The organism is Anabaena sp. CCY 9910, from assembly GCF_963920875.1.
Taxonomy (GTDB): domain Bacteria; phylum Cyanobacteriota; class Cyanobacteriia; order Cyanobacteriales; family Nostocaceae; genus Trichormus; species Trichormus variabilis.
The window spans coordinates 1-22145 of sequence record NZ_CAWUDJ010000056.1 but is presented as its reverse complement, the minus strand read 5'-3'; the positions used below and the strand labels follow the sequence as shown (position 1 = coordinate 22145).

At 41.6% G+C, this 22145-nt stretch carries 21 protein-coding genes and 1 CRISPR repeat array; of the genes, 10 read left to right on the top strand and 11 right to left on the bottom strand.

The annotated features are described in order from the left end of the window. Positions 1 to 83 precede the first annotated feature (83 nt). On the top strand, positions 84 to 2852 hold the full coding sequence (locus tag ACM5QX_RS26340; RefSeq protein ID WP_414756214.1) for a TIGR02921 family PEP-CTERM protein: 2769 nt from the start codon (positions 84 to 86) through the stop codon (positions 2850 to 2852). 43 nt (positions 2853 to 2895) lie between these two features. Beyond that, complete coding sequence (locus ACM5QX_RS26335) at positions 2896 to 3027, top strand: hypothetical protein (protein ID WP_255449131.1); 132 nt, start codon at positions 2896 to 2898, stop codon at positions 3025 to 3027. 504 nt (positions 3028 to 3531) lie between these two features. On the opposite strand, the gene ACM5QX_RS26330 is transcribed toward ACM5QX_RS26335, so the two are convergent. Beyond that, complete coding sequence (locus ACM5QX_RS26330; RefSeq protein ID WP_414756213.1) at positions 3532 to 3792, bottom strand: CTB family bacteriocin; 261 nt, start codon at positions 3790 to 3792, stop codon at positions 3532 to 3534. Between the two features lie 490 nt (positions 3793 to 4282). Then, entirely contained in the window at positions 4283 to 4768 is a 486-nt protein-coding gene (locus ACM5QX_RS26325; RefSeq protein WP_011320663.1) for a hypothetical protein, read from the bottom strand. A gap of 198 nt (positions 4769 to 4966) precedes the next feature. Here ACM5QX_RS26325 and ACM5QX_RS26320 point away from each other — a divergent pair, with 198 nt between their 5' ends. Together ACM5QX_RS26320 and ACM5QX_RS26315 are read left to right on the top strand one after the other, a co-directional pair. After that, positions 4967 to 5179 carry a helix-turn-helix domain-containing protein gene (locus ACM5QX_RS26320; protein ID WP_010995593.1) on the top strand — a complete coding sequence of 71 codons (213 nt, stop codon included), beginning with the start codon at positions 4967 to 4969 and terminating at the stop codon, positions 5177 to 5179. A gap of 40 nt (positions 5180 to 5219) precedes the next feature. Further along, on the top strand, positions 5220 to 5990 hold the full coding sequence (locus tag ACM5QX_RS26315; protein WP_414756212.1) for an SDR family NAD(P)-dependent oxidoreductase: 771 nt from the start codon (positions 5220 to 5222) through the stop codon (positions 5988 to 5990). 769 nt (positions 5991 to 6759) lie between these two features. Here the strand turns inward: ACM5QX_RS26315 and ACM5QX_RS26310 are convergent. Further along, on the bottom strand, positions 6760 to 7734 hold the full coding sequence (locus ACM5QX_RS26310; RefSeq protein ID WP_414756211.1) for a 50S ribosomal protein L11 methyltransferase: 975 nt from the start codon (positions 7732 to 7734) through the stop codon (positions 6760 to 6762). 189 nt (positions 7735 to 7923) lie between these two features. Between ACM5QX_RS26310 and ACM5QX_RS26305 the strand changes: the two genes are divergently transcribed. The 3 genes from ACM5QX_RS26305 to leuD all read left to right on the top strand — a co-directional run bounded on the left by ACM5QX_RS26305 (position 7924) and on the right by leuD (position 12374). Further along, positions 7924 to 8733 (top strand): SDR family oxidoreductase, encoded by an 810-nt coding sequence (locus tag ACM5QX_RS26305; protein WP_414756210.1) that lies wholly within the window; start codon positions 7924 to 7926, stop codon positions 8731 to 8733. 180 nt (positions 8734 to 8913) lie between these two features. Next, a CRISPR array of direct repeats spans positions 8914 to 9676; the repeat unit is 35 nt; unit sequence GTTTCCATCCCCGTGAGGGGTAAGAGATTTAAAAC. A gap of 471 nt (positions 9677 to 10147) precedes the next feature. Then, a complete protein-coding gene (leuC, locus tag ACM5QX_RS26300) occupies positions 10148 to 11551 on the top strand; it encodes a 3-isopropylmalate dehydratase large subunit (protein ID WP_414756209.1) in 1404 nt (467 codons plus the stop codon). A 214-nt stretch (positions 11552 to 11765) separates the two neighbouring features. Beyond that, positions 11766 to 12374: a 3-isopropylmalate dehydratase small subunit gene (gene leuD, locus ACM5QX_RS26295; protein WP_414756208.1), complete on the top strand. Its 609-nt coding sequence runs from the start codon at positions 11766 to 11768 to the stop codon at positions 12372 to 12374. Between the two features lie 376 nt (positions 12375 to 12750). On the opposite strand, the gene ahcY is transcribed toward leuD, so the two are convergent. Continuing rightward, positions 12751 to 14028 carry an adenosylhomocysteinase gene (ahcY, locus tag ACM5QX_RS26290; protein WP_190569924.1) on the bottom strand — a complete coding sequence of 426 codons (1278 nt, stop codon included), beginning with the start codon at positions 14026 to 14028 and terminating at the stop codon, positions 12751 to 12753. Positions 14029 to 14427: 399 nt separating this feature from the next. Here ahcY and ACM5QX_RS26285 point away from each other — a divergent pair, with 399 nt between their 5' ends. From ACM5QX_RS26285 to ACM5QX_RS26275, 3 genes are all read left to right on the top strand, one after another. Further along, positions 14428 to 16044 (top strand): mechanosensitive ion channel family protein, encoded by a 1617-nt coding sequence (locus tag ACM5QX_RS26285; protein WP_011320654.1) that lies wholly within the window; start codon positions 14428 to 14430, stop codon positions 16042 to 16044. A gap of 127 nt (positions 16045 to 16171) precedes the next feature. After that, on the top strand, positions 16172 to 16435 hold the full coding sequence (locus ACM5QX_RS26280) for a hypothetical protein (RefSeq protein ID WP_414756207.1): 264 nt from the start codon (positions 16172 to 16174) through the stop codon (positions 16433 to 16435). A 212-nt stretch (positions 16436 to 16647) separates the two neighbouring features. Then, a complete protein-coding gene (locus ACM5QX_RS26275; protein ID WP_190569919.1) occupies positions 16648 to 17019 on the top strand; it encodes a hypothetical protein in 372 nt (123 codons plus the stop codon). 170 nt (positions 17020 to 17189) lie between these two features. Here ACM5QX_RS26275 and ACM5QX_RS26270 read toward each other — a convergent pair whose 3' ends face one another. The 7 genes from ACM5QX_RS26270 to cysE form a co-directional block, all read right to left on the bottom strand. Next, positions 17190 to 17756 carry a (2Fe-2S) ferredoxin domain-containing protein gene (locus tag ACM5QX_RS26270; protein WP_414756206.1) on the bottom strand — a complete coding sequence of 189 codons (567 nt, stop codon included), beginning with the start codon at positions 17754 to 17756 and terminating at the stop codon, positions 17190 to 17192. Between the two features lie 271 nt (positions 17757 to 18027). Next, positions 18028 to 18231 (bottom strand): putative nitrogen fixation protein NifT, encoded by a 204-nt coding sequence (gene nifT / locus ACM5QX_RS26265; RefSeq protein WP_011320650.1) that lies wholly within the window; start codon positions 18229 to 18231, stop codon positions 18028 to 18030. Beyond that, positions 18206 to 18493 carry a nitrogen fixation protein NifZ gene (locus ACM5QX_RS26260; RefSeq protein ID WP_011320649.1) on the bottom strand — a complete coding sequence of 96 codons (288 nt, stop codon included), beginning with the start codon at positions 18491 to 18493 and terminating at the stop codon, positions 18206 to 18208. Before ACM5QX_RS26260 ends, nifT begins: the two co-directional genes overlap by 26 nt. Continuing rightward, positions 18480 to 19613, bottom strand: coding sequence for a homocitrate synthase (gene nifV / locus ACM5QX_RS26255; protein WP_011320648.1), 1134 nt, complete (start codon positions 19611 to 19613; stop codon positions 18480 to 18482). Before nifV ends, ACM5QX_RS26260 begins: the two co-directional genes overlap by 14 nt. Positions 19614 to 20027: 414 nt before the next feature. Then, entirely contained in the window at positions 20028 to 20231 is a 204-nt protein-coding gene (locus tag ACM5QX_RS26250) for a DUF2949 domain-containing protein (protein WP_011320647.1), read from the bottom strand. A 196-nt stretch (positions 20232 to 20427) separates the two neighbouring features. After that, positions 20428 to 20667 carry an Asr1405/Asl0597 family protein gene (locus ACM5QX_RS26245; RefSeq protein WP_010995577.1) on the bottom strand — a complete coding sequence of 80 codons (240 nt, stop codon included), beginning with the start codon at positions 20665 to 20667 and terminating at the stop codon, positions 20428 to 20430. Positions 20668 to 20669: 2 nt separating this feature from the next. Next, positions 20670 to 21422 carry a serine O-acetyltransferase gene (gene cysE / locus ACM5QX_RS26240; protein WP_414756205.1) on the bottom strand — a complete coding sequence of 251 codons (753 nt, stop codon included), beginning with the start codon at positions 21420 to 21422 and terminating at the stop codon, positions 20670 to 20672. Positions 21423 to 22145 lie beyond the last annotated feature (723 nt).

Below are 22145 nucleotides of genomic sequence, written 5' to 3'. Positions count from 1 at the left end.
CCATCACTACAAAAGATAGCTTTGAATTCAGGGAATTATCAATATAGTGCTGTATCTATATAGACGGTAGGAGGAGTAAAGCTGTGAAATTATTTTGGAATATAATTTTTGAAGGAATTTTCTGGCTCTGGAACCTGACGTTTTTAGGATTCGTTTATCTAGGAATATTACCATTTGTAGGTGTGCCATTAGTTTTGGCAACCGCTAGGGGTGATATACCGATTGAATTTTCCTTATCTCTAGTTGCTTTAATTGCCATTCCCACAATTTGTAGCATTATCGGTGGCTGGCTTTTTCTTCGACAACCTGTAAAACTAATCCGCCTATTTTATGGTGTAGAAGCCCCGCTATTTGTCTTATGTTTATTGCGCTTGTTCGTGATTCGGGAACTCACCCCTGCTAGTAGCCAAGTTTTACTAACAATGGGTGTTTGTATCGCTGCTTTTGCAGGAGAATTATTTTGGGGCTATGCTTCCCGGCGCAAAATTGGGTTGCAATGGGTACAAATGTTAGCCCATACATTAATGCTGGTATTTGGTGTGTATGCAGGTGCAGTATTGTTATTTTACGCCTTGCCTTTAGCAGTATTTTTGTTGCAGGAATTTGTAAAATTTGAATGGGTAATGCCATTATGGAATATATTATACCACACAGCCTTTGTCGGTGGTTTGTTAATAGTTTCTACGTGGTTTATTGTTCTTGCTTTTAGCGCTACGTTGTTTATTGTTATGCCATCGGCATTAGCAGCAATGTATGTACACTCAGGAGCGAAAATTTTAAAAGATTTTGCTGTAGATCATGGGAAGCAAAAAACATTTGCTGGTGCTAGTGCAGTTATTGTGGCGTTTTTTGTAACTTTCTTATCTTTGCAACAACAGCCCCAAGTAATGGCTTTTTCACTGTTAGCAAATGCGCCGAAAAATGATAGCGATCGCCAAACCCTCATAACTAAATCAGAACAAATCCGCACAGGATTAGTTAATGCTTATTTATCTTCTTACCGCTATCTCAGCAGCAGGCAAGAAAATAATCATATCAGCGCCATGTATAGTCATGTATTAGGTTTGGAAAAGACGGCGGCTGATGGGTTGCAAGAAACCTATAATTTTCTGATGTCACCATTTTTATATAATGGTTCCGATAAAGATGCCGCTAAGGCAGAAAAACTCTACGCGGAATTTTTCGACACACCTCTACAAAAAGCCGAAAAAACAGCCGTTAGTCATGCAGTACAATCTACTTTTAACGAGCAGGAAGTTAAAGCAGGTTTATTAAATATCAACGAGAAAAAAGTTTTGTTGGCATCGCAACAAGTTACCGTGAAAGAACATGGTGATTGGGCTGATGTGGAATTGTACGAAGTTTATAAAAACCAAACACGAGAAGTTCAGGAAGTATTCTACTCCTTTTCTTTGCCAGAAAGTGCTGTAATTACTGGCTTATGGTTGGGAGATACTAATAACTTAAACCAACGTTTTAACTTTGTTGTCTCTCCTCGTGGTGCTGCCCAAAAAGTTTATAATTCTCAAGTTAGGCGTGAACGTCCGGTAGATCCAGCTTTATTAGAACAAGTAGGGCCAAGACATTATCGTTTACGGGCTTTTCCTATTCCTCCCAACAACGTACAACAAATAGAAGGACAACCACCACTCCCCACAGAAATGCACCTATGGTTAACTTACAAGGTGCTGGGACAAGATAAAGGTTGGGCAATGCCAGATTTAGGGGAAAGACGTAATATATTCTGGACTAATCAAACCAAGCGTATCCGCAACGGTAAAGAAATAGGTTTTAAAGAAGATGCTTGGTTAGAAGAATTCATCCCCAGCAGCCAGAAAATTCAGCCTGTATTGCATGAAGTGAGTTTAGATGAAGGCTACAAAATATTAGCCAAACCCCTATCTAACAAAGATTACACTTTACCTAAAAATCAGCGTGTCGCCTTAGTTCTCGACACTTCCCGCAGTATGGGAGAACATATCAAAGAATTGACACAAACATTATCTTGGTTGAAACAATATGGTTTTGCAGATAATGATTTGACAAACAACGATGCTGATTTATATATCAGTGTTTCTCCAGGGGCTACACCCAAACGATTAGATGATCTCCAACAATTCCAACCTGAAAAAGTAGCTTTTTACGGTACAATTCAACCCCAGGAAATGTTGGCACAGTTTAATAATTTGCGTGGAGATACAACTTATGATGCCGTTTTATTGTTGAGTGATGAAGGTAGTTATGAGTTGTCGAAGAACAATAAAACTGTCACTGCTACTCCTGCACCTTTGTGGATGGTGCATTTAGGTGGATTGCCTGGAGCCTACAACGATGGCATCATTAAATCATTACAAGATAGCGGTGGTGGAGTTGCTGTTGATATTGCCGAGGTGTTGCAGCGAATTGCCACTAAATCAGTTTTAGGTGATTCTGTTGTTACAGTTGTCAATGGTTATGCTTGGTATTTGCAAACATTAGACACAGCAATTACAACTAATAACCAGCAAGATGATTTATTGCCATTAGCCGCCAGACAATTAATTTTAGGCTTGAGTAAACAAATTAAATTAGACAATCTCAAAAGTTTGGATGCAATTCACGCTGTAGCCAAAAAGTATAAGATTGTCAGCCCTTATTCTTCGATGTTGGTATTGGTCAACGATGAACAAAGACAGTTACTCAAAGAAGCAGAAGCCGCAAGCGATCGCTTTGACCGTAAAGTAGAAAATGGGAAAGAAAGCCTCTCCAAACCCAATAACCCCTTGAAAGTCAGCGTACCTGAACCATCAGGGGGATGGCTTTTAGGTGCGAGTGCGATCGCTCTATTCATATTTGTCAAGCGTCGCCGCTAAATCATCAAATGTGGGTGAGTAACTGGTAACAGCACATATACTTATGGGCTATTACCAGTTACCACTGATATTATTACCATTTATTCTTGCACTTTTTTTCCAATTTCCAGCAGATGAAGCGACGGAAGAAAATCTGCGAAAAATAGCAGTATCCTGTAATGGCAATCCTCAATAAATATTGGTAAGAATAGATAATTAACCCGTCAAAAACTCCCCTCTCGTTCCTACAACACTAATTATCCTATTGAAATTTTAGATTTAACCCTATCTAAACACCGTTGGTATCGTCGTCTACGGGGTGGAACATGGTGGCAAGTCGAAGTTCCCCTATTTGACGGTGTTCAAATCCTTTGGGTACATAATTTGCCAGAATATGAGTGTTGTATTATCCAAACAGAAAACTACTAGTGTTTTTCTGGGTTCATAACTATCTTATAGTTTAATTTTAGCGATCGCTCTTGTTCGAGCTATTAAGGATGACATAGGCGCATTTTTCTAGCTCTTTTTTCCGATAATCTAGGCTAAAACCCTATTTACTCCTGCCTCACCCCAATAATAAATATTCACATCCGCCTGCTTACTTATCAGTATTTGAATTAGATATAGGATGGGCATTGCCCACCCTACAAATACCTAAATATGTTTACCAATCAAACCGGATTCTCATATCAAAGAATCTCTAGAAGATATACGGTACGTTCCATAAACCAATCGTAGGTAGAAATGGCGCACCCACTCCTGACCATTCTTTTGAATAGCTAGTAACCTCACTTACGTTTCCCTGAGATTGACTATTACTGCCTTGATGATTGGAATTTGATGATCCTTGGAAATTAGCTTGTCTCTTAGAAGAGTAGCTGCTATTAAATGTGTAATCACTCCCTCCAGAGATAATTTGTTGTTGTGCTTCAGACACATCAGTAAGGAATTTGTGAGTCATAGTGAAAAGTCTCATTGTGTGGTTTGGCTGCAAAGTTGACTGCTTAGTTATGATTTTTTGAGCTAATTAACTTTGCTGTTAATGACAACAATATCTATTTTTCATACATAAATCACTTCCGGTTTATGCAAAGTTATTCTCATAATTAAGAAACACGATTTGTATAATCAGGTAATGATACGTTCAGAAAAATACCTACAGGGCTAGTATTTGATTTCTGAAATATACGTAGCATGGTGGGCAATACCCTTGCCCACCATACAGATACACTAGATATTTTCATTAATCAAATCAGATTCCTATATGGTCTGATACCTCTAACTTAAGATAGTTACTTTGTGTATTAGATTGATACAGCAGTTTGCAAGTACGTGAGGTACACCAGACAAGAGATGAACGAAAGCGTTAAGTGTTTATGAAAGCGGCGGGAAACTCCATCTCCTCATAGGAGAAGAACGATAGCCGCCCCGCCGATGCGGGTAATAGGTAATTAATTTAAGGATGATTTTTCTAGACGATAGTTTCTGCGGAGTTCTGCCAAAGTATCTTCGCTAAACACAAATTTAATTATCCCGACTAACTCACCCCAACTGTGTAACACAGACTCGGAAGGTGCTTGCCAAAACTCTCTAATAAAAAATTCTTCCCACCATTCTGGTGCTTGTTTGCGATGAGCATAGTCGTGTTGCTTGCGCCACCGCCTGCGCCATTTAATAAAGTCTGATCTGGTTGGTGGTTGCACTCCTAAAGTGGGGGGAAAATCGGCATAACTGACAAATGTACTCACCCCCCTGGCGTGGACGTAAACTACATAGTGCCAACATTCCACTGTGTAGATATCATCAAACCCGATGCGAAACATCAGACAAATTGCTTCTTCAGTGACAAATCGTGATAGAGGATGAGGAGTTAAAGATTTGTGAACAATTTTTGATGGACGGATGACAATTGCTTTTGGGTTGAGTGATGATACCATAAAAATACCAGTAAATTCGGTAGATGTTTAACTGTTAAGTCCCGTAGGTATTTTTCCTGTCGATGGATAGACACAGATAACCTATCGGCTTTACATTTGAGTACTACGATCGCTCTCTCTGTTTTCTAGGCTGGGGGGCGATCGTTTTATATGATACAATTATTCTGCGACTGATACAAGTCATTGAAGCAGCAAATTATGGGAATGATTCGCCTCAAGATTCGAGAGTATGCAGCCCAGAGAGGTTGGACATTGAAAGAAGTATCTGACCGTTCTGGTGTAGTTTACAGCACTCTGAGAACCTATGCGCGATCGCCTGGATTGGCGACTGTAGATTTTACCGCCATTCAGAAATTAGCTCGTACTTTCGAGGTGATGATTGAAGAGTTGGTTGAGGTAGTGCAGGAATAGTTTATAGTTGCACTGAAGTAGGCGATCGTTATTATTTTGTATGTCTTTTATTGATGAGATTAATCGTGCCAATGTCCTGATTGTAGGAGCTAGCCAAGGCATTGGCTTAGGCTTTGTCAAAAAATTGCTGCAAGATGACAAAATCGCCAAAATTTATGCCACCTATCGCCAAAAAGATTCAGCGTCTGAGTTAATTACACTAGAAAAAGAATATTCCCAACGATTAACTTGTCTATCACTAGATATTACTGATGAGTTACAGATAGCGGAAATCTTGCAACAAATAAATACTGAAACTAATAGATTGCATTTGGTAATTAACTGTGTAGGAATACTACATGAAGGAAATTTACAACCTGAAAAAAGTTTGAGACAACTTAATTCAGAAAATTTACTCCGTTACTTTCACATTAACAGCATAGGTGCTGTTCTCTTAGCAAAACATCTTTTACCTTGCTTCCAACATAATGAGCCAAGTGTTTTTGCTAGTATTTCCGCTAAATTGGGCAGCATCGGCGATAATCAACTTGGTGGCTGGTACGGCTATCGCGCCTCCAAAGCGGCACTAAATATGTTTATGAGAACTGTAGCCGTTGAGTATGGTAGAAGTTGCCCTAAAACTACAGTAGTAACTTTACATCCTGGGACAACCGATACACGTCTTTCTCGGCCCTTTCAGAAAAATGTAGCCGCCGAGAAACTATTTTCCATTGAACGCACTGTTGACCAATTATTAGCTGTGATTGCACAACTCCAGGAAGGTGATAGTGGAAAGTTTTTCTCTTGGGATGGTACTCAGCTGCCTTGGTAATTTAGTGTAGGGGGGTACGGGTGTCTGACAGGTATAGGTTTTTAATAAAGTGATGAGTGATAACTCTCGCACTAACACAAGAATAATAGTTTCATCAATCTCTACACCCTTATACCCCGATACAGTTCAGTTAAGGCAACAACTTAGACTGGTGTAGGTTGGGTGGAGGAACGGAACCCAACATTCTCAAGACTTTGTTGGGTTACGCTATCGCTCCACCCAACCTACTATTCTCTTAACTGAACCGTATTGCCTCATACCCCTATACCCCTATACCCCTATACCCCAAAACACGGGTTTAGGGTGTAGGGGTATCAATGTTTAAAACCTCCTATGCGTTAGGAAACTTTATATTTATTTAAGTGATTGTACTGAAGATATTATTGAGCCAAAACATAATCATTTGGTATGGTTATGCAACTAAATTATTAGTTACATAACTATACATTTTTTGAAATTTCTTTTTTATAAATTTAAAACATCATGAATAATTGTCCTTGCTGCTCTCATCAGCTTTTACGACATATTCGCAGTCGTGAAGTTTACTTTTTTTGTCGGAAATGTTGGCAAGAAATGCCTATTCTAAAACAGAAATATCATCCAGAATTGTCATCGAGATTAATTGATACACCTAAGGTTACTTACGTTCGATAGTGTGCGAGGAAATTGGGGACTGGGCATTTTAGATTTTGAAATAAATCATCTAAACTGCAAAATTGCAAATCCAAAGTTGAACGGATGGAGACTCAGAAAGTTCTTAAACTACTAGCTACACCAAGCGATAGGCAAATGCAACCCACTCATTTAATCGCTCACAATCAACTAACTCTAAGCCTGCTTGGGTGAAAGCTGTAGTCACATTTTCTTCATGGTCAACGGTAAAGCCAGATGCAATCAATAGTCCCCGATTTGCATCTGTTTGACGTAAAGCATTCTGGAAATCATTAGCGAGAGCAACATGAACTCGCGCCAGGATATTTGCAACTATGAGGTCAAAGCTTTTTGCCGGTTTAATTGTTGGTACATAATCTATAGTTTCTTGGTTCATCCAATGTCCCAAATCACTACCAGACCCTAGACTCCCGGCCATGACTGTTACTTGCTGCTCAACGCCATTACACAGGACAGCATCCTGAGTTGCTTGTACAGCAAGACTATCGTTATCTAGCGCTAAAACAGTTGCCCCTAATTTCGCCATTGCCACACTCAGAATACCTGAACCTGAACCCAAATCCAGGGTCTTCATTCTGGGGAGGACATATTTCTCAATTAATTTGAGACTGAGAATCGTGGCTGGATGAAATCCACTACCAAAAGAGAAGCTTTTATTCAGTCTCAAACTTACTTGGTCTGGTGTTTCTAATTGATAGGGTACATCAGGAGGCAGCACAACAAAGCGTTTGCCAATGCGATGAATGACGGGTTTGAGTATATTTGCGTTAGTGAGTTTATCCTCAACTATATTGGTTTGAATTGCTGTAGCGATTCCAGTACGCTCTAAGGGGGAAAGCAGATGCAAAATTTTGTCTATACGTGTCCGTAAATAGGCATCACAAGCTAAGTATAAGTTAATCGTAAATGCCCAACTGGGATGGCTAGCGTTTTCTGTGACTGATTGCGCTTGGTTAATTGCAGTATATTCTGTGATGTAAACATCATTAATATCAATAGTTTGAGCCACGAGGGTACAAACCCAGTCAACTCCTTCGTGTGTTGTATCTAGGCTCAATTCCATCCACGACATACTGTCTTCCTTTAGCGTAAATGTTAAACCTCTGCACCAGAGAGAGGGACTATCCCCAACTTAGCCATTTTACTTTTTCTTTGTCACCCCTTCAGGTGGCTGTTTTTAATTTTGAATTTTGAATTGGAGCGAAGCGACTTGACTCATAAAAATCTAAAATAAGCGATGTTCTGACTTGAAATACTGAGCATGAGCTTTAGAAATAAAACCATTGTTCTCACTGGTGCATCGGCGGGAATTGGCCGAACGCTGGCAATTTCGTTGTCCCAACAGGATGCAAATTTAGTCTTGGCTGCTCGCAATTCGGAAGCATTAGAACAGACAATGACTGCTTGCACAAACTATCCAGGGAAAGTGATTGCAGTACCTACAGATGTAACTCAAGCAGAAGCTTGCCAACAGTTGATAGAAAGAGCGATCGCTACATTTGGGCAAATTGATATCTTAATTAATAATGCCGGAATCGGAATGCTCACCCGTTTTGATGAAGTGACAGATATCTCTATTTTTGAGCAGGTAATGCAAGTTAACTATCTGGGTGCGGTCTATTGTACCCATTATGCCCTACCTTATCTGAAAGCAAGCCAAGGACAATTAGTGGCTATTTCTTCAATTTGTGGCAAAACAGGTGTACCCACTCGTACAGGTTACGTTGCCAGTAAACACGCTATGCAAGGCTTTTTTGATACATTGCGGATTGAATTGCACTCAACAGGAGTAGATGTATTGGTTGTCTCACCAGGGTTTGTGGCAACTGATATCCGACAACGAGCGTTGGGAGCAGATGGAAAACCATTAGGCAAAAGTCCCCGTGATGAAACTCAAGGCAATATGTCAGTAGACGAGTGTGTGCGTCAAATTATCTGGGCGATGGAGCGACGTAAACGAGAACACATTATGACGTTGAAAGGAAAGGCCATCCCTTGGGCAAAGCTGATTGCACCAGGATTTGTTGATCGTATTGTTGCTGCTACCATTCGCAAGACAACTTCCACCTGATAGTAGTATCAAACTAAATTTCACTGCTTCCCAGACGCTTGCTCCAAACACTCTGCTTTCAAACTACACATTAGCGATCGCTCACTCAGCCTTCTTACCCGATTTACCACCAGTGAGACTAACGAACCGTCACAGATACAACTGTAGATGACAGAGGCTGAAGAAAACATCTAGTTTTTGTTTTTCATCCCCGTAAGGGGTAAGAGATTTAAAATCGACTATCGCCCGAAGACGATGTTCGCGATGTAATCATTCAGTTTCCATCCCCGTGAGGGGTAAGAGATTTAAAACCGTTAAAATTCTGCTGGCTCATCGTGGTCAAATAGCAGAGTTTCCATCCCCGTGAGGGGTAAGAGATTTAAAACAGTTTGCATGATTTATCTCGTTTATTTGGAAATGCGAAAAGTTTCCATCCCCGTGAGGGGTAAGAGATTTAAAACACTATACTCCAAGGTACGTAGTTCCCGTCACACGTATTGTGTTTCCATCCCCGTGAGGGGTAAGAGATTTAAAACCTGAAGAAAGTGCAACTTCTTTAACAAATCAAAATGTTTCCATCCCCGTGAGGGGTAAGAGATTTAAAACAAAAGTATGCGTGACAGTTTTTATCGTCCTCTTAGACGGTTTCCATCCCCGTGAGGGGTAAGAGATTTAAAACCCTTGGGCGGTCAAGTGGTTTAGTTTCAAAGGGTTTCCATCCCCGTGAGGGGTAAGAGATTTAAAACCCTTGGACAGTCATGTTCACTCAGCCAAGATCCTGAAGTTTCCATCCCCGTGAGGGGTAAGAGATTTAAAACTCTGATAGGTAGACTCAATTCTGAAATGCAAGAAAGTAGTTTCCATCCCCGTGAGGGGTAAGAGATTTAAAACTGTGATATTTCAGTATCCAGGCAAACAAAACAAGAATTGTTTCCATCCCCGTGAGGGGTAAGAGATTTAAAACCCTACGGTTACAGAAAGCTTACAGAATATGGGTTATAGAGATGTAAAACTGAGGGGGGTCTAGTTTACCTGTCAACAAACCGCAGTTATTGACAATAACTACAACCTGACAGTAGCTCAAACCTTTATCCAGTAAGGCATCTGAGGGGGTCTACGAAATAATCAGCTTTTCAGCTTTTGTACTACCCCCTCAGGTTACATTTCTTAACAAAGTGGCTTTAGGAAACTAACCACTGGGTTTACAGGTGAAGAGTAGGTATTAATTAAATTTTCAAGGTGCAGATTTTTGTGTAAATCATACCATAGCAAACTACAAAATACGCTCGCTTTCTTAGGTGTTCCCAATCATGTGTAGCGTTTTTGAACGCTAAAGAAGGCGCAGAGTAACGCAGAGTTTTTATTCACGAAAATATTAATAGTAGACTTTTTTTGATACTATAAAAACTCTGACTCGTTACTTAACGATAGACGTATGAGCAAAGGCACCCTGTTTGATAAAGTTTGGGACTTACACACTGTTGGTACACTTCCTTCAGGGCTAACACAGCTATTTATTGGACTGCACCTAGTCCATGAAGTTACTAGTCCACAAGCCTTTGCTATGTTAAGGGAACGAGGTTTAAAGGTACTATTTCCTGAGCGTACTGTGGCTACGGTGGATCACATTGTACCTACGGATAATCAGGCGCGTCCTTTTGTCGATCGCTTGGCTGAGGAAATGATCCAAGCCCTAGAGCAGAACTGTGCAGAAAATAACATTACTTTTTATAACATTGGTTCTGGCAATCAAGGTATAGTCCACGTCATCGCGCCAGAACTGGGACTGACACAGCCGGGATTGACGATCGCCTGTGGTGATAGCCACACTTCTAGTCATGGGGCTTTTGGGGCGATCGCTTTTGGTATTGGTACTAGCCAAGTGCGGGATGTTCTCGCTTCCCAAACCCTATCCCTGTCTAAACTCAAAGTCCGTAAAATTGAAGTCAACGGCACACTCAACCCTGGTGTTTATGCCAAAGATGTGATCCTGCATATCATCCGCACCCTCGGCGTGAAAGGTGGTGTAGGTTACGCCTACGAATATGCGGGTACAACCTTTGAGCAAATGAATATGGAAGAACGGATGACTGTCTGCAACATGGCCATTGAGGGTGGCGCTAGATGCGGTTATGTCAATCCTGATCAAGTTACCTATGATTATCTCCAAGGTAGAGACTTTGCTCCCCAAGGTGCTCATTGGGAAAAAGCCGTGGCTTGGTGGGAATCAATCAAGAGTGATGCTGATGCTGAATACGATGATGTGATAGTATTCGACGCTGCGGATATTCCCCCGACCGTTACCTGGGGAATTACCCCTGGTCAAGGTATTGGTGTGAATCAGTTGATTCCCCAGCCAGAAGAACTCCTAGAAGAAGACCGCTTTGTAGCTGAAGAAGCATACCGTTACATGGATTTATATCCCGGTCAACCGATTAAGGGAACAAAAATTGATGTTTGCTTTATCGGTAGCTGCACTAACGGTAGACTTAGTGATCTGCAAGAAGCCGCGAAAATTGCCAAAGGTCGCCACGTAGCGGAAGGAGTTAAGGCTTTTGTGGTTCCTGGTTCCGAACGAGTGAAAAAAGCTGCTGAAGCCGAAGGTTTAGATAAAATCTTTGAAGCAGCAGGCTTTGAATGGCGAGAACCTGGATGTTCTATGTGTCTAGCCATGAACCCCGACAAGTTGGAAGGGAGACAAATTAGTGCTTCTTCCTCCAACCGCAATTTTAAAGGACGACAAGGATCAGCTTCCGGTCGCACTTTGTTAATGAGTCCGGCGATGGTCGCTACTGCGGCGATTCAGGGTGAAGTGGCGGACGTGCGTGAGTTGTTGTAGGGGAAGATAGGGGTATAGGGGTTTAGGGGTGTAAGGGTGTAGGGGTGATGGAAAAAGCTCATTACTCAGCACTCTTTACTTAAAGGCAATTATTTAGTTTGGTAGGGTGCATCAGTGCCATAGAACCTAACTATACTCAGAAATTGTTCATACTGACGCACCCTATATTTTGAATATTTTTGATCTGGAAGTCCCTTAGTTAAAAATTACAATTATGGTCAGTGAAGTTAAAGAAGTTACAGGGCGTGGCATACCCTTAGTGGGTAATGATATTGATACCGATCGCATTATTCCGGCTCGTTATCTCAAAGCCATTACTTTTGATGGGTTACGTGAAGGTGCGTTTATTGATGACCGCACAGCCTTGAAAGGAGAGCATCCTTTTGACCAACCGCAGTATCAAGGCGCAAATATCCTCATAGTTAACCGCAACTTTGGCTGTGGTTCCTCACGGGAACACGCACCGCAAGCCCTATCTAAATGGGGGGTTCAAGCCGTGATTGGTGAAAGCTTTGCGGAAATTTTCTTCGGTAATTGCGTAGCTATAGGTGTACCTTGTGTTACGGCTGATGAGGCGATCGTTAAACAACTACAAGAGTTAGTAGCCGCTAATTCTCAAGCTAATGTCAGCATCAACTTAGAAACTCTGCAAGTACAAGTTGGTGATTTTGCTGCGCCAGTTTCCATTGGCGAAGGTACAAGAAGTACTTTTATTACAGGGGCTTGGGATGCTTGCGGCCAGTTGGTGGCGAACACCGCGCAAGTCCGGGTAACGGCTGGTAAGTTACCTTATGTGAGTTGGGGTAAACTGGCTGCGGGTTAGGCTATAGCAATTTTGGATTTTCAGCTTACCTATAACGTCAAATGTTCCCCCTTCCCTGCAAGGGAAGGGGGTTAGGGTGTTAGGTCTCTTCACCACAAACTTGAGCAACACATCATGGGGTGAAGACGCGACGCCAGTCGCTACAACGGGGGGAACCCCCGCAACGCGCTGGCTCATGAATCGCGTCTCTACAAATGGTTTATTTTGAATTTTGAATTTTGAATTGATTCATTTGTCTTTCTGCATCATATTCAGCTTGTAACTCATATATTATGGCTGACCTCTCCGACGCGGAGAGGGGAGCTAGATTTTTCACATAAAAAAGGATAAGCAAAACTGCTTATCCCCAAAAAATAAAGAACTTAATTAACTAACATCAAGTTCCACTAGTCCAAGAGTTGATGTACTCAATTTGCTCAGGAGTCAAAGTATCGATGTAAATACCCATTGCTTGCAACTTCAAGCGAGCAATTTCTTGATCAACTTCAACAGGAATTGAGTGTAAACCAGGCGCTAACTTACCTTTATTTTTTACCAGGTATTCACAAGCTAAAGCTTGGTTAGCAAAACTCATATCCATAACTGCGCTTGGGTGTCCTTCAGCTGCGGCTAGGTTAATCAAGCGTCCTTGTCCGAGAACGACGACGGATTTACCGTTTGTCAATTTATATTCTTCGGTGAAAGGACGGACTTCCTTGATTTCTTTGGCGTTAGCAGCTAAGTATTTTAAATCAAGTTCCAAATCAAAGTGACCAGAGTTACAAACGATCGCACCGTCTTTCATCACATCGAAGTGTTCACCCCGAACGACGTGCTTGTTACCAGTCACAGTGATAAAGATATCACCTTGGGGTGCAGCTTCCGCCATTGGTAGGACGCGGAAACCATCCATAACGGCTTCAATTGCTTTGATGGGGTCGATTTCGGTAACGATGACGTTTGCACCCATACCACGGGCGCGTAGGGCTGTACCTTTACCACACCAGCCGTAACCGACAACGACGACGTTCTTACCAGCTAACAAAATATTTGTAGCGCGGATAATCCCGTCTAAGGTAGATTGACCAGTACCATAGCGGTTATCAAAGAAGTGCTTGGTGTCAGCGTCGTTAACGTTGACTGCGGGGAAGGTGAGAACGCCATCTTTGAACATGGCGCGTAAACGGACAATACCGGTGGTAGTTTCTTCAGTGGTACCAATCAAATCGGCGATTTGATGTTGGCGTTCTTGTACCAAAGTTGCTACTACGTCACTACCATCATCAATGATGATATTGGGGCGATGATCTAAAGCTATTTGGACGTGGCGATTGTAGGTGGCGTTATCTTCGCCTTTTTGAGCAAATACGGGGATTTCGTGATCTAAGACGAGGCTAGCAGCTACGTCATCTTGAGTTGATAGGGGGTTACTAGCAATCAATACAGCATCTGCACCACCAGCTTTTAAGGCGATCGCCAAATGTGCTGTTTCTGTGGTGATGTGGGCGCAAGCCACAAGGCGAAGTCCAGCAAAGGGTTTTTCTTGGGCAAAGCGATCGCGGATTTGCCGCAATACCGGCATTTCCCGTCCAGCCCATTCAATACGCTGTCTTCCCAAGGGAGCGAGGGCGAGGTCTTTAACCTCGTGCTTTAATCGGGGAGAAGTTGCGGTCATCAAAAGTTCCTCAAAAAGTAAAAAAAGCTACGTAGATACTTTACGCACTTTATTCAATTATTCCACGACTAATAATTTTTGGGGGTAATTACCAAAAACCTAGTCAATGGTTCTCTGGACTAGCTTGACGTTTACCATGCTCAATGTCAACGTTATGTCCAGCTTTTTCCTTTTACCTTTATTTTTGCTAAAAGTATTATCAATGCTTTGTTTAACTATCCCATTGAGTAGATGAACTCATTTGTCATCTATCTAAAGATAGAGAAATAACAAAAAATCTTACATTTTTACAACACTGAAAAGCAGAAACTCAACTTTAGATAGGTACAATTACTGATGCTCATTGTGGAGGATAGCTAAGGAAACTGTCAAAATTACGAATTATAAGGAGGTGTTGGAGTGCTATTTCACATTTTGGCGATCGCCGGGTCAATGGCTATCACCGTTGTCTCTATGCCAAAAGCTACAGCCCAGATACCGTTTTTACCACAACTACAATTACCAAGTAGTATCAGCAACGAATCAGATAGTAGAGTTGTATCGGACTGGGTGTATTTGGATGGTCGCCGTTTATTTCAGATAGCAGCAACCAAAACCAATCTTGCAGAACGTAGAGAAAATATTGAGCAGAATTTGCAAGAAATCACTCAAAATTATGTGCGTTCGTCTGCCACAGAAGCAGATATCCAAGTCCGCACACTCAACGGATTACCAGTAATTTACGTCAATAATCGCTACTTAATGACCATTACTTCCCAGGATGCTAGCTTGGGAGAAGGAGATGCGTTCACATTAGCGGAAAGTATTAAAGAGTCGTTAAAGCAAGACTTACAACGAGCCAGACGAGAACGGCAAACTCAATTTATTATCGACCAGGCGAAAATTGCGGGAGCGATCGCCTTGGCGATGATGATCGCTAGTTGGGGTACAACACACTGGCAACGTCGCGCCTTGAGGCATGGTGTAAAATCTAACGTTTCCTCACCACCAGTTGCCAAACAGATTACAACTCAATTAAATCAACAGCAGCATCAACATCTGCAAGAAGTCAAAAGACGGTTGTTTCAATTCACCCAGGTGGGAATTTGGGGAAGTGGAAATTTGATCATCTTGGGTTTATTTCCCTACACCCGCACCTTTCAAGTAGCTATTTTCACCGCAGCCCAAATTCCTTTACGATTAGCTGTGGTCGGCGTGGGAACTTATGTAGCGATTCGTTTGACCTATGCGTTAATTGACCGCTTTACTACCACTCTCATCAGCAGTGGTGCTTTACTAACGCCTGAAGCCTCAGAACGGATGCAACTGCGTGTTTCTACATTTTCCGGTGTGACCAAAAGTATTGCCACTATTGTCTGTATAGGAGTCGGGATTTTGCTGGCGCTGGTAGCCTTGGGTATAGATATTGTTCCTTTGCTAGCTGGTGCAAGTTTAGTCGGTGTGGCTGTGTCCCTAGCTTCCCAGAACTTAATTAAGGATGCGATTAATGGCTTTTTGATTATCCTAGAAGACCAGTACGCTTTGGGTGACGTGATTAATGTCGGCAATGTTGGCGGCTTAGTCGAAAATCTCAATTTGCGAATGACTCAGGTACGCGACTCCGAAGGACGCTTAATTACAATTCCCAACAGTGAAATTAAAATTGTCGCCAATCTCTCTAGTCGCTGGTCAAGAGCCGATTTAACCATTCCTGTAGATTATCAGGCTGATATTGACCAAGCTTTAAAGTTGATTAGGGATGTAGCTTTAAAAATGGATCAAGACCCCCTTTGGCAAAGACAAATTATCGAAACACCGCAAGTATTGGGAATCGATAACTTTGGCGATCGCGGTTTAATTATTCGCGTCTGGATTAAAACACAACCCCTCAAACAATGGGATGTAGCCAGAGAATACCGCCGCCGTCTGAAAATCGCCTTCGACAAAGCCGGCATTTTTATCCCTGTACCTCAACAAGCCATCTGGGTGAACGAAAATCAGCTACCGCCTCCTCAGGAGAACGGTAAGGCTAGTTAATAGTCCCCAATCCCCAATCCCCAGTCCCCAATCCCCAATCCCCAATCCCTAACCCTGAAACTTGTCATTATAGTACTATTGTACTATAATAGATATGTAGCGTCCAAAAAGCCTAGTGCAGTGTAATATGATCAAGCACTACATTCTTAACTTAAATCCAACTGCCAAGCACGAATGGGATCGTTGCATTTTACGTGATCCACTGACTGCGAAACGTCCAGAATTTGCCAAGTTAATCGCCGAAGCAGTTGGTGCTGATACAGGTAGTTATTTGGTGAGTGTAAATATTGAAATTCAGGTTTTAGAAGAAGCTGCTGTACCTCAAGCTGAACAACTCTCGCTACCGTTTACAGAGGTGAATATTTCAACATCCATGAGAGAGGCGGCTTAGTAGTTCACCAACCCAAAATTGCTAGGCTAAGGTAAGCAGAGGGAGCAGGGGAAGCAGAGGAGCAGGAAGAGAAGTCGCAAGGAGGGTTTCCCTCCGGGCGAACTTCGGGGGAGAAAAAGATTTTTTAGCTTGACGGACTAGTACACAGCTCCCCGACTTCTTTAAAAAGTCGGGGATCTAGGGAAAAGTATTTTTTGAGGAAGATTGTTTTGATGATGCCATTAAATCATTATCCATCGGCGATCGCTCAAGCAGCCCAACGAGTGAATGAAGTAGACTCACAGTTGATGGCTGTACAGCAACAAATTAACCGCTTTGAAGGTAACGCGGATCGTGTCGCCGCCTTTGAGATGGACTTGAAAAATGATGCTCAACGCCGGGCGCGTCGTTTTGAAGTCCTCCTGGTGAATCAGGAATATCAAAAGGCGATGGACACACTCATGCAGCTAACGGGAGAGAAAGCCAATGCGATCGCCCATTTGGAATATCTGCGTAACCAATTCAGTGTAGCCAAACTAGAAGCCAGATTGAAAATTGCCCAACAACTCACAGATTTTGAATCAAGAGAATTGGTAGGCTTGTAGTCAGTTGTCATACCAATTCAAAATTCAAAATTCAAAATTCAAAATTCAAAATTAAGAAACCTATATTTTACAAAGGTTTCTGGGTTTGGATTTATATCAGAATTTTAGTGAAATGGTATCAGTTGTCAGTTGTCAATAGTTCTGGACTATTGACTATTGACTATTGACTACTATTCCTCTGCGTGACAGGGATGATCACCAGTTAAATAATTTTCTAGCAGAGAAGCGATCGCCTCTGGATGAATTTTCTTGTATTTTTTCTTACCCAACATGAGAACACAGTTAGGTGCGCTACTACAGCGTTTTTGACAACCAGTGTGTTCTATTGTCACCTTGTCGAGTAAACCGCGATCGCACAAAGTTTTTTCTAATTCCGACAATAACCCTTCACCACCGCGTTTAACACAACCAGATTTTTGGCACACCATAATTTTAGCTGGTGGTGGTGATGGTAAACTTTGATCTGGGTTAGAAGTAAATGGTATTACTTGATAAGCTTTCAGTTTAATTAAACCTGTATATCTGTTTAACTTACAGGTTCCATAGATATTAATTGGTTCACCTATTTCTAAAGATGAACTCAAACAACCACGCAATTTTTTCGGTAGTTTAACTAACACATCACCGGAGGGAACTGCCAAACTTAAATATTTAACTTTTCTGGGCTTCTTACCAGCAAAGCCCAAAAAGTTACCCTCAAGATTAAACTCTGATAACGTCAGAAATTTGTCACCCATTATTAGTTACTCAAAATAAAATTACGAGCATGGTTGAGCTACAGATTCCCGACTTCTTTGAGAAGTCGGGAATCTATATTTTCATGTGGCTGAAAAAATCACAAATTATTTATTGCACTGCGTATGTCAGTTGTTGGTCGCCAGTTGTCAGTTGTGGAAATGATCTGGTCTAATACCCCAACCCGCATATGGCGTGGTTTTTACATATCTTTGCCACTGACTACTGACCACTGACTACTGACAAAACTCTATCCCCTTGTGGGTAGAGTTTTTATTCCAGTTTTTTAGCTTCCAAGGTTTTGGGTAAATTAGCTACATCTGGTATTTCCCGAAATTCTAATTCCCAACCATTAGCTAGAGTCAGAATTTTACCTCCAGCACCATCTGTTTGTTTGACGACTATTTCTTCCAAATCTTTTTTAGGAACGTAGACCGTTAAGTTACCGGCATCATCCACTCGTAACATCACTTTCATGGTTTTCCTCGGCAGATTCTAGTTCTTTTTCTCGACAACCAACAATGATTCCTTTTTCCAAGAAATGCACGGCATAAATATAGGAACGTTGTAAGAAAGTACCTATACTAGATACGTAACCAATTTCTCCTTTTTTCGCTAAGATTTCCCCAAGGTCTCTGCCTGGAAATGTGCCATCGTTTTTAATTTGTTTACGAAGTCTGACTTTTTCGCCAATCTCATAAACGGGTTCTGACTCTAACTCGTTTTCATCGCGCTGCATGAGAATACCTCTGTTCTTTGACCAAGTTCAACAGTTCTTCTGTAGTCAAACTGCGTTTTTTCTTAACTGACTGTTGGCGCACTGCATCTAAAACAGACTGGGTTTCTTCTGGGTTCAAAAAAATCCCATGCTGTTCTAGCAAGTTGGAGACTGAATGTCTGCCAGAATGTTTACCTACGACTAAGCGGCGTTCCCAACCGACTTCTTCAGGTGCGAATGGTTCATAGGTATCAGGATTTTGCAGTACACCATGTGCATGAATACCTGATTCGTGAGCAAAGGTATTTTCACCAACGATCGCCTTCCAAGGTGGTACGTTAGCACCAGAGGCGGCTGCTACCAGTTGGGACAATTCCAACAAACGGGGTGTGTCAATCCCCATATCTACGCCATAGATGCGTTTGATAGCCATAACGACTTCTTCTAAGGCGGCGTTACCTGCTCTTTCACCCAAGCCAATCACGGTAGTATTGACAGATGCGGCTCCAGCTTTAATTCCTGCTAGGGCGTTAGCTGTCGCCATACCAAAATCATTGTGAGTATGGACTTCTACAGGAATTGTTAAAGCTGAGACGAGTAGCTTAACTTTTCCGTAGGTGGTGAAAGGATCGAGGACTCCTACGGTGTCACAGAAACGAAATCGGGATGCACCCCATTCTTGAGCGTATAGTGCTACATCCAAGAGGAAGTTTTCATCAGCTCTAGAGGAATCTTCCCCCCCGACTGCTACCCAAAGACCTTGATCAACTGCGAAGCTGATACAATCTTTGAGTCTTTGCAGACTTACCCGCCATTGTCCGTGGAATTTTGCGGCGATTTGAATCCCGGAAACGGGGATTGCAATATGTACCCGCTCCATCCCGCAAGCAACAGAAGCTTTGATATCTGAAATTACGGCGCGGTTCCACGCCAGAAGGTTAGCTTTTAAACCTAAGTTAGAAATGGCGCAGATTGCCCGCATTTCTTCCTCACCCATCGCCGGAATCCCCACTTCTAATTCGGGTACGCCGATGGTATCGAGAAATTTAGCGATCGCCACTTTCTCTTCTAAGGTAAAAACAACACCTGCGGCTTGTTCGCCATCACGTAATGTAGTGTCATTAATGAGAACTTTATTCATCTCAAGCGTCCCTCTTAGGAATTTTCTTAATATTCTTTTTAGGTTGAGAGTTTCCTTCTGTAATCACTAGTAGTGATAAATCCCTGTTTTTCACCTTGCAGGAAGAATGGCAAATGCTATGAACTCTCGTCTTTAATAATTCATCTTCATGATTTCTAAATATTAGCTAAACAATAACAATATATCTGTATGACAGAGAACTAAATTTATGTATCATTTAAGAATAATTTTGGAAAAGATACGCGAATCTTCATAATCAATAATCAAGTTTCATAGATGTTAGCAAATATGCAAAATAACCTAAAATATTTCCTAAAGTATGGAAAATATTTTCGGCACTTTATATTTATAGATAAATACTATCAAATATCATTTAAAGTTGATAACTATATTACTTTCTAGAAGAAAATATATCTAAATTTCGTTATATAACCAATCTAAAATTTGCTCTAGCTGCTCTAAGTTGACTAGCCCATATTGCCAGAGGAGCATGGGTAGAGGCCCATTATCAAACTCCCGGTGTTTCAACGCCAAAGCCATATCTTTCTCAGAAAGCTCAAGTTCATTATATAAAAAATTGAGTAATTCTATATCTTTACTGTCAGTGGTGAGCATCATATATTCAAATAGCTAATGAAGGAAATTATGGAAATCATGAAGCTGTAGTTTTTGGTGAACTGCATTTTTTTATAATCAATGGTTTCAGGACAATTAATTGATGTATATTCATGAAAATCATCGTTGCATCATAATTTAGTCCTGAGACTCGATTGATTAAATATTTGAGAATAGATGAAAAAATATATGACTTTTGCTAATCATGGTTGCAATGCCAGCAACGCTCTAGCCAGTCTATTAATTCTTGACGAGGAGCTAGAAATTGCATCACAGTACTGCGGACTAAAATTGCAGTCAGCCAACTATTTATTTGCACCCGTAACGAACCATCGGCATGACAGGAACAGGGAATCATCAACTCTTGCAATCGGTGATAAATCTGCCAGCGATCGCACAACGGTATCTGCAACACTTGAGAACTACAAGGTGGTAACATAATTACTTATCTTTCGTCAACAGTTCTGGTTCCTTCGGCTGATTTGTCAGGGTTTGCAGTTTTTGCTCTAGTTGTTCGATGCGCGATAGCAAAGAACGAATCACATCTGCTTCCACATCAGGTAACTTCCCATGTTCCAGGGGAGAGAGATCAGTCTTGGGCTTGTGGGTGATAATCCGCCCAGGAATGCCCACAACTGTGCAATCATGAGGAACATCACGCAACACAACCGAACCAGCGCCAATCCGCACGCGATCGCCAATTTGAATATTCCCCAACACCTTCGCCCCCGAACCCACAACCACATGATCCCCAACCGTGGGATGACGCTTACCACTTTCCTTCCCAGTACCGCCCAGAGTCACCCCTTGATAAATTAGGGCATAATCTCCCACAATCGCCGTTTCACCAATGACAACGCCCATCCCGTGGTCGATAAACACACCTTTACCAATCACTGCACCTGGGTGAATCTCAATTCCTGTGAGAAACCTAGCCAAGTGAGAAATTAAGCGTGGGAAGAAAATTACTCCACGACGGTGCAACCAATGGGCAAAACGGTGCAAACAAATCGCGTGCAGTCCGGGGTAACAGAATATTACCTCCAGCCAATTACGCGCCGCCGGGTCGCGTTCAAAAATAATCAAAAAATCACTCAACAATGGCTCTAGAAAAACGCCAGAGAGTAGATTTTTCACCAAGGATGTATGTGTCGAATCAGGTGGATTCTCGATACCGTCTAAGGACTGTTGCATCAGTACTATCTGGTTAAAAGAGCCGTGTGCTATTTTTCTGCTTATATCAGATTGCTCCAAAGCAGACAGTACATTAAATGCCGATTGGATTTATTGGATTAATTAAGCTTGTACTCAACCGCTACAAACCGGAATTTAAATAAACTTGAAAATTCTCTTGGGATATAGGTACTAGTATTTTGTGTGCAGGGTACTAGTATTTTTAGACGAGGGGTTCAGAATTTTTGTACTCGCTACAAATAACTTAATATGTAAGACTTTGATACGATCTGAGCCAGATATTTTGCAATATATTAAGCTGTACTCAGGTACCCTGGAATATACAGTAGACAGGACTATAAATAAATTTTCTGTATCCCCAGTCACTATAACTATCTTATAATTTTGGCACTTAAAAAACCAAATTCTTCATTTTATCTTAGTCTTTCTTGTCTGTATGTATATATACTTTTTAGCATAGCTAGATCCCCAACTTCTTAAAGAAGTCTGGGATCTAACTAAAAAGAAATAAGGAGAGCCACTTGCGTAACTCTCCTGTTTATTAGGGTGCGTATAATACATTCATAATAACCGCTTGATTGTGATTATCGACACCCACTTTCTTGTACTTTATGTAAAACTATTGTGAAAAGATTAGGACTTACGCACCCAGATTTTCTGTTGAGACCGGGTGTAAGGGTGTAAGGGTGTAAGGGTGTAAGGGTGTAAGGGTGTAAGGGTGTA